The organism is Bradyrhizobium valentinum (assembly GCF_001440405.1).
Classification (GTDB): Bacteria; Pseudomonadota; Alphaproteobacteria; order Rhizobiales; family Xanthobacteraceae; genus Bradyrhizobium; species Bradyrhizobium valentinum.
In genome coordinates, this window is sequence record NZ_LLXX01000121.1 from 56,836 (window position 1) to 68,970 (window position 12,135).

13 protein-coding genes are annotated in these 12,135 nt (G+C 63.3%); 6 read left to right on the plus strand and 7 right to left on the minus strand.

Translation table 11 applies throughout. From position 1 onward, the window contains the following. Positions 1-67 precede the first annotated feature (67 nt). Positions 68-451, plus strand: a complete 384-nt coding sequence (locus tag CP49_RS20340) for a winged helix-turn-helix domain-containing protein (RefSeq protein ID WP_057852030.1) — start codon at positions 68-70, stop codon at positions 449-451. Positions 452-704: 253 nt separating this feature from the next. Here CP49_RS20340 and CP49_RS20345 read toward each other — a convergent pair whose 3' ends face one another. Continuing rightward, the gene (locus CP49_RS20345; RefSeq protein WP_057851994.1) at positions 705-2,201 is read right to left on the minus strand and encodes an aldehyde dehydrogenase family protein; all 1,497 of its coding nucleotides are present in this window, start codon (positions 2,199-2,201) and stop codon (positions 705-707) included. A gap of 196 nt (positions 2,202-2,397) precedes the next feature. Here CP49_RS20345 and CP49_RS20350 point away from each other — a divergent pair, with 196 nt between their 5' ends. Beyond that, positions 2,398-3,249, plus strand: coding sequence for an SDR family NAD(P)-dependent oxidoreductase (locus CP49_RS20350; protein WP_057852031.1), 852 nt, complete (start codon positions 2,398-2,400; stop codon positions 3,247-3,249). A gap of 191 nt (positions 3,250-3,440) precedes the next feature. Here the strand turns inward: CP49_RS20350 and CP49_RS20355 are convergent, their stop codons facing one another. From CP49_RS20355 to CP49_RS20380, 6 genes are all read right to left on the minus strand, one after another. Then, entirely contained in the window at positions 3,441-3,647 is a 207-nt protein-coding gene (locus CP49_RS20355; RefSeq protein ID WP_057851995.1) for a hypothetical protein, read from the minus strand. A 94-nt stretch (positions 3,648-3,741) separates the two neighbouring features. Beyond that, the gene (locus CP49_RS20360; protein WP_057851996.1) at positions 3,742-4,941 is read right to left on the minus strand and encodes a hypothetical protein; all 1,200 of its coding nucleotides are present in this window, start codon (positions 4,939-4,941) and stop codon (positions 3,742-3,744) included. An 11-nt stretch (positions 4,942-4,952) separates the two neighbouring features. Beyond that, complete coding sequence (locus CP49_RS20365; protein ID WP_057851997.1) at positions 4,953-5,993, minus strand: hypothetical protein; 1,041 nt, start codon at positions 5,991-5,993, stop codon at positions 4,953-4,955. Positions 5,994-6,403: 410 nt separating this feature from the next. Further along, a complete protein-coding gene (locus CP49_RS20370) occupies positions 6,404-6,886 on the minus strand; it encodes a hypothetical protein (protein ID WP_156438532.1) in 483 nt (160 codons plus the stop codon). Between the two features lie 135 nt (positions 6,887-7,021). Next, positions 7,022-7,297: a YiaA/YiaB family inner membrane protein gene (locus tag CP49_RS20375; protein WP_057851999.1), complete on the minus strand. Its 276-nt coding sequence runs from the start codon at positions 7,295-7,297 to the stop codon at positions 7,022-7,024. A gap of 45 nt (positions 7,298-7,342) precedes the next feature. Beyond that, positions 7,343-8,038 (minus strand): PspA/IM30 family protein, encoded by a 696-nt coding sequence (locus tag CP49_RS20380; protein WP_057852000.1) that lies wholly within the window; start codon positions 8,036-8,038, stop codon positions 7,343-7,345. A gap of 104 nt (positions 8,039-8,142) precedes the next feature. Here CP49_RS20380 and CP49_RS20385 point away from each other — a divergent pair, with 104 nt between their 5' ends. From CP49_RS20385 to CP49_RS20400, 4 genes are all read left to right on the plus strand, one after another. Beyond that, the gene (locus CP49_RS20385; RefSeq protein ID WP_057852001.1) at positions 8,143-8,781 is read left to right on the plus strand and encodes a TetR/AcrR family transcriptional regulator; all 639 of its coding nucleotides are present in this window, start codon (positions 8,143-8,145) and stop codon (positions 8,779-8,781) included. Between the two features lie 317 nt (positions 8,782-9,098). Then, on the plus strand, positions 9,099-9,584 hold the full coding sequence (locus tag CP49_RS20390) for a hypothetical protein (RefSeq protein ID WP_057852032.1): 486 nt from the start codon (positions 9,099-9,101) through the stop codon (positions 9,582-9,584). 243 nt (positions 9,585-9,827) lie between these two features. Then, complete coding sequence (locus CP49_RS20395; protein ID WP_057852033.1) at positions 9,828-11,540, plus strand: FAD-dependent oxidoreductase; 1,713 nt, start codon at positions 9,828-9,830, stop codon at positions 11,538-11,540. Positions 11,541-11,606: 66 nt separating this feature from the next. Next, positions 11,607-12,077, plus strand: a complete 471-nt coding sequence (locus tag CP49_RS20400) for a hypothetical protein (protein ID WP_057852002.1) — start codon at positions 11,607-11,609, stop codon at positions 12,075-12,077. Positions 12,078-12,135 lie beyond the last annotated feature (58 nt).

The window sequence follows — 12,135 nt, forward strand, 5'->3', positions numbered from 1 at the left end:
GCTTCAGCTTGTTCGTAAAAGATGCGGGTGGCAATCTCGCCGCGTGCTGCAGAAGAGCAACTCATCCATGCCGAAACCGCGCGCCAGAACGCTGCCTTCCCTGAGCGTCCGGATCGATTTGGCTGACGAGGGCCGCATCGGACCCGGCAAGATTCAGTTGCTGGAGAATATCGAAGCCTGCGGCTCGATCTCGGCGGCCGGCCGCGCAATGGACATGTCCTACAAGCGTGCCTGGGACCTGGTCGACGAGATCAACCGAATCTGCCGCCAGGCTGCGGTGGAACGGCAGACCGGCGGCAAGAACGGCGGCGGCGCGGTACTGACGCCGTTTGGCACCTCGTTGATCGCGCGCTACCGCAAGATCGAACGCAATGCTGCCAGTGCCGCGCGCAAGGAGCTCGAGGCGCTGCGCAAGGAGATCGGGCGGCCAAAGAAGTCAGCCGGCCGGTGAAGAGCGCGATAGAGCATGATGAAGCAAGCTTGAATCAAGCTGATCCGTCACGCTGAGGAGCGGCGCTTCGCCGCGTCTCGAAGGGCGACGGCCACCAGCCGGGCCGTTTATCCTTCGAGGCTCGCCCAGCGGTGCAAGTGCACCGCAAGGCTCGCACCTTCGGAATAAGCGCAAGTGCGCTTATTCCTGAGATGACGGAGACTAGCAGGACAACGGCGGCCGAAGCCGCCGCATCCACGGGCCGAAGAGCGTCTCAGGCCGTCTTGATCCAGACAGCCTTGACGTTGAGATATTCCTCGACGTGCTGCTTGCCGGACTCGCGGCCATAGCCGCTCATCTTGTAGCCGCCGAACGGCACGGCCGGGTCCATCGTCTGATAGCAGTTCACCCAGACCGAGCCGGCGCGGAGCGCTTTTGCAACCTGATGCGCCTTGCTCACATTGGTGGTCCAGACGCCGCTACCCAGCCCGAACGTGGTGGCATTGGCGCGCTTGACCAGCTCGTCGGTATCCTCAAAGGAAATCGCCGAGATCACCGGGCCGAAGATTTCCTCCTGCGCAATCCGCATATTGTCCTGCACATTGGCGAACACTGTCGGCTGCACGAAATAGCCCTTCGCAAGCGCGCCTTCGGTCAACCGGCCGCCGCCGGCCACCGCCCTGGCGCCTTCCTTCTGGCCGATATCGAGATAGTCGCTGACGCGGTCCATCTGCTGCTGCGACACCAGCGGACCGATCTGCGTGTTGGGATCGAGGCCGTTGCCGACCTGCAGCTTCTTGCCGAACTCGGCGACGCGGCTGACGAATTCGTCATAGACCTTCTGCTCGACGAACAACCGCGTGCCGGCGCTGCAGATCTGTCCCGAATTGGCGAACACCGCCATTGCGGCCCCCGGCACCGCCGCGTCGAGGTCGGCATCGGCGAACACGATGTCCGGCGACTTGCCGCCGAGCTCGAGCGACACGCGCTTGAGGTTGCCGGCGGAGGCGCGGATGATCGACTGGCCGGTGATGTGCGAGCCGGTGAAGGCGACCTTGTCGACATCGGGATGTGACGCCAGCGCCGCGCCCGCGGTCTCGCCATAGCCGGGCACCACGTTGACGACGCCCGGCGGGACGCCGGCTTCCATGCAGAGCTCGGCGAGCCGCAGCGAGGTCAGCGGCGCCTCTTCGGCGGGCTTCAGCACCACGGTGCAGCCGGTTGCGATTGCAGGCCCGATCTTCCACACGGTCGCAGCAAGCGGCCCGTTCCAGGGAATGATCGCGCCAACCACCCCGACCGGCTCCTTCAGCGTGTACGAGAAGATGTCGCCGGGCAGCGAGTTCTCGATGGTCTCGCCGTGCAGCGCCGTCGCTTGGCCAGCGTAATAGCGGAGCATGCCGAGCACGCGCAGCCGGTTGCCGCGGGTACGGCTGATCGGCGCGCCCATGTCGACGGTGTCGAGCTGCGACAGCTCCTCAAAGTTCTTCTCGACGAGATCGGCGAGCTTCAGCAACAGGCCCTGCCGTTCATACGGCTTGACCTTGCTCCATGGCCCCTCGAAGGCGCGGCGGGCCGCGGCCACGGCGCGATTGATGTCCTCCCCATCACCCTCGGCGACGGTCGCGAGCAACTCGCCGGTCGCGGGGTTATGCGTCTCGAACCGCTTGCCGGAAGCAGCGTCGATCCACTGGCCGTCGATCAGCATCTTCTTGTAGGAGCCATCCGCGTAGGGATGGCGCGTCATCGGAATCGCCTGCGTGACAGCCATGTTTGCACTCCCTTGAGGTCGATCGAAATTCCACGATCGTTATATTCTGAGATCTATAACGGTGACATGAAACCGTAAAGCGGACTGCAGGCGGGAGAAAGTCGCCGAAGCGAAGACCTCCCATGTCCATTCGTACATGGTAAGCTAAATGCACCAGCCTGCGAATACATACCTCATATCTGTCCGGAGAATGACGATGCCCCATCCTGCAATGTCGCCAAATCATGTTGCCGTGATCACCGGGGGCGCATCCGGTATCGGGCTCGCCGCCGCCATGCGTTTCGCCGGCCTCGGCATGAAGGTCTGCATTGCCGATATCGGGGAAGACCGGCTCGCTGCGGCTTCCGCCAGGCTGGCATCCGCCGCAGGCGGCGGGGTGGCCGATGTCATGGCCGTCACCGTGGACGTCAGCCGCTTCGATGAGGTCATGGATCTCGAAGCCGCAGTGCAAAAAAAGTTCGGCGGTACCGACATCCTGATGAACAATGCCGGGATCGGCCCCGACAGCAACAGTTTTGGCCCGCTGGAGAACTGGCAGCATATCCTCGCGGTGAATCTTTGGGGCGTCATCCATGGCACGCAGGCTTTTGCGCCCCGCATGATCGAGCGCGCCCGGCCCGGGCTGATCATCAACACCGGTTCCAAGCAGGGCATCACGACGCCGCCCGGCAATCCCGCCTACAACGTCTCGAAGGCCGGCGTGAAGGCGCAGACGGAGGCGCTGCAGCACGAGTTGCGGAACATACCGGGCTGCAGGATCAGCGCGCATCTGATGATCCCCGGTCACGTCTTCACTGCATTGACCGCGCGCGGCCGCACCGAGAAGCCGCCCGGCGCCTGGACACCGGAGCAGACCGTCGACTTCATGATCGCCCGCGTCGACGCCGGCGATTTCTACATCCTCTGCCCGGACAATGACGTGCCACGGCCGCTCGACGAGAGACGCATGCTGTGGGCTGCCGGCGACATTGTGGAAAATCGTCCCGCGCTGTCGCGCTGGCATCCGGATTATGCGGATGCGTTTGCGAGGTTCGTGAAGGGGGAATAGTTGCGCGGCGCTGTGTCCCCTCTCCCCTTGTGGGAGAGGGTGGATCAATCGCGCGGAAAGCGCGATTGAGACGGGTGAGGGGTCTGTCTCCGCGGAGAGAACCCCTCATCCGGCGCGGATTGCATCCGCGCCACCTTCTCCCACAAGGGGAGAAGGGAAGTGAGCGCGAATGGGAAGCCGCGCACGAAACCCTACAACGTTTCCTGCTTGTGGCCGCATTGCTTGCAGGCGAACTTGACGCGGGTGGTGCCCTTCTCAGCCTGCAGGCGGTTCGGCGCGCCGCATTTTCCGCAGGTGGTCTCGATCCTGGTGTTGCCCTGCTTGACGACGAGGGCCTTCTTTTCCATCGTCTCGCGGATCAGGCGCTCAGCCTCCTCGCGCATCGCTTGCTTCGACATCGCCTTGCCCTGTCATGAACCGCCATTGGGGGCGGTCTTATCACAGTCGCAATGCATTGCGTAAGCCGGGCGCGAAAAATCGCGTGACTGAATGTCAAATTGTATCCGGCGTCAGCGCCAGCAGGCGTCGCACCAGGGCGAGTGCGGTTTCCGTGGCCGGATCGGCCGAAATCACGGGAACCGCAAGCGCGATGACGTCGATCGGATCGTGCGACAGGACAATGAGATGCGTCGCGCTGTTGGCCATCAGCAGCGACATGATGCGCTCGACGGCCGGATCGGACGATATCAGGCCCCACGGCGCGTCAGAGCGGCGCAGCACCCGCCGGGTCGACAGGAAATCGTGCAGCAGCGCGGGATCGTAGGCCAGGAGTTCGCTCTCGCGGTAGCGCCGGGCGCTCTCGAAGATCGGATGACGCGCAAGTTCCGATATCAGCGCGTCGCGGGTTCGGGCCGGCGACGCCGCGACGGAATTAAGAACGCCGGGCACTTGCGATTCGAAGTGGGCCCGCAGCGCGTCTGCCATCAGCCCGATGGTGAGAACGCCGGCGATCGCAATGGCGCAAAATCGCATGACCTGCGCCGCATCGACATCCGGCGCAACAAACGCCGCGGCAATACCGAGAAGGGCCGAACTCGACAGCCGCAATGCCGTCATCATCAACGCCTGACGCTGCGTCTCTGCGCCGCGTTCCGCGATCAATATCGCGGTAACGACGAGCAATGCTCCCAATGCCCCGAGCCTGACCGGGATATCCGGAAACAGCACTCTGAAATCGGTGACGATGAAGGGAATGACCAGGATGGCGCCGACGGCGAGACGGCTAACGATGCGATTCTCTGATACCATCAGCGTCGCCCGGTCACGGGTCGCAAGCAACCAGGCGCAGATGGCGAAGCCGCCAAGCTGAAACAACGCGAGCAGGATGGCGGCGGGCATCGCGAGGGTTTCCAACCCGGCAGCGCCGGCGAGACCGAGCGCGATGCCGCCACTCAGAAGCGCGATCTTGGCCGGGCGCGGGGCATGACGCCGCAGGATACCTTCGGTAACGATCAATGCGCCGAGCGGGATCAGCCCGGCCGGAATTGCCGACAGGTTGTTGAGCACCGCGCTGCCGCTCCACCACGCGGTGCCACGCACAAGGAACAGCAACGCGATAATACCAAGCGCGACCAGAAGACGCCGCGTCAGCGGCCCCTTGGGATCACGCCGGTAGAGCGTGATCATGGCGACGCCAAGCCCGATCGCGCCGCAGAGATTGACGATGGAGTCGGCGATCATGCCAGATGTCATTTCACCTGGTGTCATCGGCCGTTCCCTCGCCACGGCCGCAAGCTGCCGAACGGACGCGTATCGTCGAACCAGTAAACCACTGGCAGTATCAACCGCTGCAGCGCCAGCACGGCAGAGGCAGCGAGCAGCGCCGGTAATGAACCGGCCGGCACATCCCGCTGGACGTAGCGGCGGGCACCGGCAAGGTCGATGCGGCCGAGCTGAAGGACGTCGTCGCCCCTGGCGTAATCGAGCTCGCGTGCGCACCAGGCGTTATATTGCTCGTCGCGATGCTTCGGCGCAGCATCAAAGGATTTCTTCAGCGCGTCCGATCCACCGGTATAGGCATCGGTGATGACGAAACGCGCCTCGTCGAACCCGGCCTCGCCGCCGACGCCGAACACTGCGCGATGTTCGCGCATGATTCCGCGCGCCAGTTGCAGATGCGCAAAGCTCCGGCGCGCGCCCGCATCCGGCGACGGAAATACGTCCGAGAACGTGTCGCAGACCATGCCGAACACCGCCGGCACCTGCGTGACGTTCGAAATCCATTTCGGGCGCAAGCCGTCGCGCGCGAACAGCACCAGCGTGGTCAAGCCATACAGCACCCAGGACAGCCCCTGCCCCTGCACGTCGGGATCGACCATGACCAGGCCAAGATGGGTGACTTGCTGCGGCTCGCCATCGAGTTCGACGGACATTACCGACAACGCATTGAAGGCGATCGGGCGTCCCGTCGCCTCCTCGGAAATCAGCGTGACGATGGCGCGCGACAGCCGTTCGCGCTCGCCGGAGAAGATGCCATAGGTCAGGTCGCCGGCCGGCAGCGTCTTGCCGGCCACGGTGCGCAATTGAGAGACCAGCTCATCGAGTTGGCTTTGCGAAAGCGCGAGCCCCGGGCTTTCAACGATCCGCGTCGTCAATCCCGAGTGGGTGCGCAAGGTGAGATCGATGGCCGGCTGATGAAATGCCCTCAGCCAGAAAGCGGCATAGCTGCCCAGACGGCCGGCCGCAGAACGGACCTGCCGCAGACCATGACGGGTCGCTGAATTGCCGCTCCAGAAAAACGCCATGCCACTTGCCCGTACTCGGGCGGGATTGGTGCACCAGGCCTGTTAAGGAGCCATGAGTACGACACGTTACGGTGGCAGGAGGGTAAACGATGTGTTGGTGACGTCAAACTCCCCTGTAAGACGGGCTAACGGCGGATGCCGAAACATCCGCCGCCCGCCTTCGCCAGCACCGCGTCACAGGTTACGCGGTCTTGGAAATCAAGCGATCTTGGAAATTAAGCGGTCTTGGAAATTAAGCGGTCTTGGAAACTTCCATCAGCAACCGCTCGGCCTTGGCGTCCTCATTGGCTTCGCTCGTAACTCATGCCGGATTTCTGCGCCCGCGCCAGTTAAGGAGCGATAACTCGATCACCTTTAGGTTGCGGCAGGGTAAACGATGCTTCAATGACACGCAGCGGATACGCTGCAAATCAGGCCGGTCGCCCGACGCAGTCAGGCGCGCAGCCGGCAGGCCGTCGCCGGTCGCCATCATCGTTCGACAACAGCGAGCACAAGCCCATCGGCAGCAGCAAGAAGAAGCCTGCGCAAAGTGCTCCATTCATGACCTCTGGCGGGACTGTCGGTGAGAACGTCATCTTGAACAAGGTGAGAACCAGGCCGATGGCACCCGTCATACCGATAGCTGCGGTCAGAAATGCCCTCAACAGCGCCGGCAAGCCCCGAGCGAGATACCCGTCCACTAGCCCGGTGATCGCCGATACGGGCAAGGTGATGAGAAAGGACGCCGTTACGCATAATGCAACGAAAGCATCGTCGACCGGACCCGCGACGGCGACAGCAACCATCAACACTGCAAGCGCGACCAGCGAAGGCCCCAGCAGAAGAAACATCACAGTTCGTTTCATTGAAGTCGATCCTTCCTTTGAGTCTTCCGACACGAAGCCGGGCTGCAATTATTTCTGCATCATGCCGGCCAGCGAATCTGGAGTTATGGCCGCCGACAGACGGCGGATGCCGAAACATCCGCCGCCGCCTCGCCAGCACCGCGTCACAGGTTACGCGGCCTTGGAAACCAAGAAGCTTGAAAATCAAGCAGCCTTGGAAACTTCCATCAGCAACCGTTCGGCCTTGGCGTCCTCGATGCGGTTCACCAGCTTGCCGCTCTCGTGCATGTCACGAACGGTCTTGGTCAGGGTGACGCAGGACTGCACCAGCATCACGATGCCCATTGCGAGATAGCCCTTGATCCAGAGATCGAGCGGCAGAAAAAACACGCCGATGGCGACCATGAAGGCCGAGGCGGAGAACGAAACGTAGGTGAAGGTAACCCAGGCACCGCTGTGGGGTTGGACGTTCTGGTTCATGATAATCTCCTGTTTTGATATGGGTTTAATCGATCAAGTTTAGTTTCAGGCAGCTTGCGTGCGTTTGGCGTTCAGCCGCGCGAGCACGTCGTCCGCGGTTGATTTCAGCCGGGGGCCAAAGCCCTGCTCGGCGAGCTTCTCGGCGGTCGCCAGCGGACCGCTGGCGGCATCGAGCTCGATCAAGGCGTCGGCGGCGGCCTGGGCCTCGGTCTGGCGTTCGCGCAGCCGCTTCAGCGTGTTCTCGGCTTCCGGCAGCGTGGATTCGTAAGGACGCGCCGCCTCGATGCCGCCCCGGCGCAGCGCGCGAACCGCCTCGGAGGCGCGGGCGATGCGACGGCCACGCTCGAGCTCGGTGATCCGCGCCTCGGCACTGCTGACCTGACGCTTCATGCGCGTGATTTCAGAGGCAAACAGGGCTCGCGCGGTCATGGCGGCATCACGGTCAGCCTCGAGATTGGCAATCGCCTGTGCCGCCTCGCGGGCGAGATCTTCCCGGCCGCCATCGAGCGCGGCGGTGGCGCGGACCTCGAGATCGGCAATCCGGGCATTGGTGGCGTCGAGACGGCGACCCTCCTGCTGGTCGCCGGCGATCGCCAGCGCCAGCGAGCGCTTGGAGCGCTCCACGGCCGCGGCCGCATCGCGCATCTGCTGGTCGAGAATGAGAAGCGCCGAGCGGTCTTCCAGCTCCTCCCCCGCTGCAGCCACGCTGCCCCGGAAGAGCGTCAAAACAGTTTTGAACATTGTTGGCTCCCTGTGTTATGAGCATTGCTCACGAATCAGATGTAGCACTAGTTTGAGCGACGCTCAAGAATTATTTTGAGCGTCGCTCAAAGATTTGGTGAAGAATGTCTAAAGCATTGGAAAGACGAGCTAAATTTCGGGAAGAGCTGATCCAGGCGGCGGAAAGAAGCATCGCCGCGGGCGGTTTGGCCGGTCTGAAGACCCGGGAGCTGGCGCGGGAAATCGGCGTCGCCAACGGCGCGGTCTACAATCTCGTCGAGGATGTGGACGAACTAATCCTGCGGGTGGGATCGCAGACGCTCGCGCGGCTGGACGCTTCCCTTACTGCGGCTGAAAGCAACGGCCCGGCATCGCCGCGCGAAACGCTGGTACGCATCGCGGTCGCCTATTGCGATTTCGCCGCGGAAAATCTCGAACTATGGCGCGCGCTGTTCGAGCACCGGATGGCGCCGGGCAAGCCGGTTCCGGAATGGGCGATCAGCGAACAGATGGACCTGTTCCGCCATATCTATCATCCACTCGCCGAACTCTTCCCCGAGCGAACGCCGGCCGAACTGGGCGTGACGGCGCGCAGTCTGTTCTCAGCCGTTCACGGCATGGTGCTGCTCGGGCTCGAACAGAAATTGATCGCGGTGCCGGTCGACGCGTTGCGGAAGGAGATTGCGGTGATCGTGGGCGCCATGGTCGATGGGCTGACACCTCCCGTCGTCCCGGGCAAGCGAAGCGTGACCCGGGACCCATAACCACCGATGTCAGATCTCCGGCGCGATGAGGCCACAGCTCGGTCCATCGCCGGCAGCGGTGGCTATGGGTCCCGGCTCAAGGCCGGGACGACGTGGTGGGAGTTGTGCCCGGCCCACCCGTGACAGGCAGCCTAGGTCTCGATGATGACGTAGCTGTCCTCGACGTGCACTGGAAACGTCTCGGCGAAGGCCCGTTCTGCAATTCCTCGCCGCTCTCCACCGCAACCGGATAGAAACGCTCCTCGATTGACAGACAAATCGAACGCCATCCAAATGTCCGCGTAACGAGCGCGTCGAACCTGGGGGATAGAATGCAGATGAAATCCGGCAGGCCGGCGATTCTCGCCGTCTCGCTTCTCACAGCAACTGCGTCCACCGCATCGGCCGCTTCCGCAACGGTCAACGGCCATGCCGCGCTGGCGCTGGCCGGCGTCGTGGCGCTGTATTCGCCGCTCTTGACCTCGGACGAGCGGGAAGCCGTCTCGGCACTCTTCGTCGGGCAGAGCGGCGTGCGCTACGCCAAGAAGATTTCGGTCACCGCCGACAAGATCGTCTGCCGGATCAGCAATGTCGACATCACCGCGCGCTCCTGCGAACTGACCTTCAAGGGCGCCAAGCAAACCATCACCGGACGGCGGGCGAGCGAAATCTTTGCGACCGAAGTCATGGCCGGCATACCCGCTGATGGCGCCGCCGGATCGGTGGTCGAAAGCCTCTCGAAGCTTAACTGCACGCTCGACCCGGCCGAGATCAGGAAAAAGGCCGGCGGCGGCGCTGATTGTACGTTCGAGACGGGGAATTGAGATAGCGCTATTTCCTGACGGCACGCTGCTTCTTCCCTTCTCCCCTTGTGGGAGAAGGTGCCTTCGCGCAGCGAAGGCGGATGAGGGGTTCTCTCCCTGGAGACAGACCCCTCACCCGTCTCAATCGTGCTTCGCACGATTGATCCACCCTCTCCCACAAGGGGAGAGGGGACGCAGACACGATTGACAGGACAATCGATCCCAACCCAAATGTCCGCCCCAATAAGGAAGCAGGCGGATCGCGTGGCGGGCAACGAACAAGAAACTTACGAATGCGACGCGCTGGTGGTGGGCTCGGGCTGCGCCGGGATGTCGGCAGCGGTGACCGCGGGGTATCACGACCTCAACGTTCTCGTCGTCGAGAAGGAGCCGCGCTTTGGCGGTACCACCGCGCGCTCGGGCGGCTGGCTCTGGATTCCCGGCACCTCGCTGGCGAAGGCCTGGGGCATCGAGGAAAGCCCGGAGCAGGCGAAGACTTATTTGCGGCATGAAGCCGGCAACAGTTTTGACGCCGCGCGGGTCGATGCGTTCCTGAGCGAAGGGCCGAAGGCCGTCGATTTTTTCACCAGCAAGACGGCGGTGCGCTTCGACATGCCGCTGACCTTTCCGGATTATCACGCCGAAGCGCCTGGTGGCACACAGGGCGGCCGTTCGATGGTGACGCGGCCGTTCGACGGCCGCGAGCTAGGCGAGCAGATCAAGAATCTCGGCAGTCCCCTGCCCGAACTGACCGTGTTCGGCATGATGCTGGGCTCCGGCAAGGAAATCATCCACTTCATGCGCGCGACAAAGTCGCCGGCCTCGGCGCTGTATGTCGCCAACCGCCTGTCGCGACATGCGATCGACGTGCTGCGCCACGGCCGCGGCATGACGTTGACCAACGGCAATGCACTCGCCGGGCGTCTGGCGAAGTCGGCGTTCGACCTGAAGATTCCGTTGTGGCTGTCGTCCCCGGTGCTCGAGTTGATCGTGGAAGGCGGCGCGGTACGCGGCGCGATCGTCGAGCGCCATGGAAAGCTGGTTCGGGTCAACGCCAGGCGGGCCGTGGTGCTCGCTTGCGGCGGCTTCCCGCATGATGTTGCCAGGCGCAAAGCGATGTTTCCGCACGCGCCCACCGGGGCCGAGCATTTTTCGCCGGGCCCCACCGGCAACACCGGCGATGGATTGCGCTTGGCGGAGACGGCCGGCGGCCGCATCGAAGACACGCTGCCGAACGCGGCGGCCTGGGTGCCGGTATCGATCACCGAGCGCAAGGACGGCAGCAAGGGCGTGATGCCGCACTTCATCGACCGCGCCAAACCAGGCGTCATTGCGGTGATGCGCGACGGCAGGCGCTTTTCCAACGAAGGCAATTCCTATCATGACTTCGTGCAGGCGATGGTGAAGGCGGCCAAACCCGGCGAGGAGATCACGGCGTTTCTTGTGTGCGATCATCGCGCGCTGAGGAAATACGGCCTTGGATGCGTGCCGCCTTTTCCGATGCCGCTGCGCCATCATCTCGCCACCGGCTATCTCAAGCGCGGCACCACGCTCGCTGACCTCGCCGACCGGACCGGCATCGATCGACAGGGGCTCGAGGCAACGATCGCCGAGTTCAACGCCTCAGCAGCGGACGGGCGCGATCCCACGTTCGGCAAGGGATCGCGTGCCTATAACCGCTACCAGGGCGACGCGCTGCACGGCCCGAACCCCTGCGTCGCGCCGATCAAGGACGGGCCGTTTTATGCGATCAAGCTGGTGATCGGCGATCTCGGCACCTATGCCGGCATCAAGACCGACGCGCACGCCCGTGCGCTCGACGAACACGGCCGGCCGATCGCGGGCCTTTATGCTGCCGGCAACGACATGGCCAGCATCATGGGCGGCAACTATCCCGGCGCCGGCATCACGCTCGGACCTGCGCTGACGTTCGGCTACATCGCAGGCAAGCATATCGCGGGAGCGGCTGCGCCCTAGAAATGTCTGGAGCTGGAACGAACGTCGATCGATTCGATTGTCTCGAATCGAACCGGAGATCGTTCCATGCGCGCGTACCGCCTGTCCGCAACCTTCGCCCTCGTCGCCTTCACTCCCGCACTCGCTTTTGCCGGCGATACCGAGTGGCGGCGCTACGTGATCGCAAGCACCGGGACCAGCGTCGACATGCCGGTCTCGATCTTCACCAGCGACGCCGGGCCACCGGAAGGCGGAACCGGACGACGGTTTTTCACCGAAGACCGCCGCGCTGATCTGACGGTGCAGTCCGTTCCCAATCCGGAGAATAACTCGCCCGCCACATTCCTGGCCAAGAAGCGCCCGCCCGCCGGCATCATCTACAAACGGATTACGCCTGAGTTCTTCGTGGTGTCCAGCATTCGCAAGAACCGGATCTGGTACAACCGCTGCAACCGCGGCAACGGCACCATTGACTGCGTGCTGATCAATTATCCCGCTGCAGAAAAACGCCAGTGGGACAGTGTGGTTACGCGGATAAGCCACACGTTGCGAAGTTAGCGCGGTCCGCGTGACCGGATTTAGGCAATCGGGAAAAACCGGCAGTTCTGTTCCGAGG

Excerpts from the sequence above, each read along its gene's own strand:
- CP49_RS20350 (WP_057852031.1), top strand. The coding sequence starts at position 2,398 with ATGCCCCATCCTGCAATGTCGCCAAATCATGTTGCCGTGATCACCGGG.
- CP49_RS20385 (WP_057852001.1), top strand. The coding sequence starts at position 8,143 with ATGTCTAAAGCATTGGAAAGACGAGCTAAATTTCGGGAAGAGCTGATC.
- CP49_RS20360 (WP_057851996.1), bottom strand. The coding sequence starts at position 4,941 with ATGACATCTGGCATGATCGCCGACTCCATCGTCAATCTCTGCGGCGCG.
- CP49_RS20390 (WP_057852032.1), top strand. The coding sequence starts at position 9,099 with ATGAAATCCGGCAGGCCGGCGATTCTCGCCGTCTCGCTTCTCACAGCA.
- CP49_RS20340 (WP_057852030.1), top strand. The coding sequence starts at position 68 with ATGCCGAAACCGCGCGCCAGAACGCTGCCTTCCCTGAGCGTCCGGATC.
- CP49_RS20375 (WP_057851999.1), bottom strand. The coding sequence starts at position 7,297 with ATGAACCAGAACGTCCAACCCCACAGCGGTGCCTGGGTTACCTTCACC.
- CP49_RS20365 (WP_057851997.1), bottom strand. The coding sequence starts at position 5,993 with ATGGCGTTTTTCTGGAGCGGCAATTCAGCGACCCGTCATGGTCTGCGG.
- CP49_RS20355 (WP_057851995.1), bottom strand. The coding sequence starts at position 3,647 with ATGTCGAAGCAAGCGATGCGCGAGGAGGCTGAGCGCCTGATCCGCGAG.
- CP49_RS20345 (WP_057851994.1), bottom strand. The coding sequence starts at position 2,201 with ATGGCTGTCACGCAGGCGATTCCGATGACGCGCCATCCCTACGCGGAT.
- CP49_RS20380 (WP_057852000.1), bottom strand. The coding sequence starts at position 8,038 with ATGTTCAAAACTGTTTTGACGCTCTTCCGGGGCAGCGTGGCTGCAGCG.
- CP49_RS20400 (WP_057852002.1), top strand. The coding sequence starts at position 11,607 with ATGCGCGCGTACCGCCTGTCCGCAACCTTCGCCCTCGTCGCCTTCACT.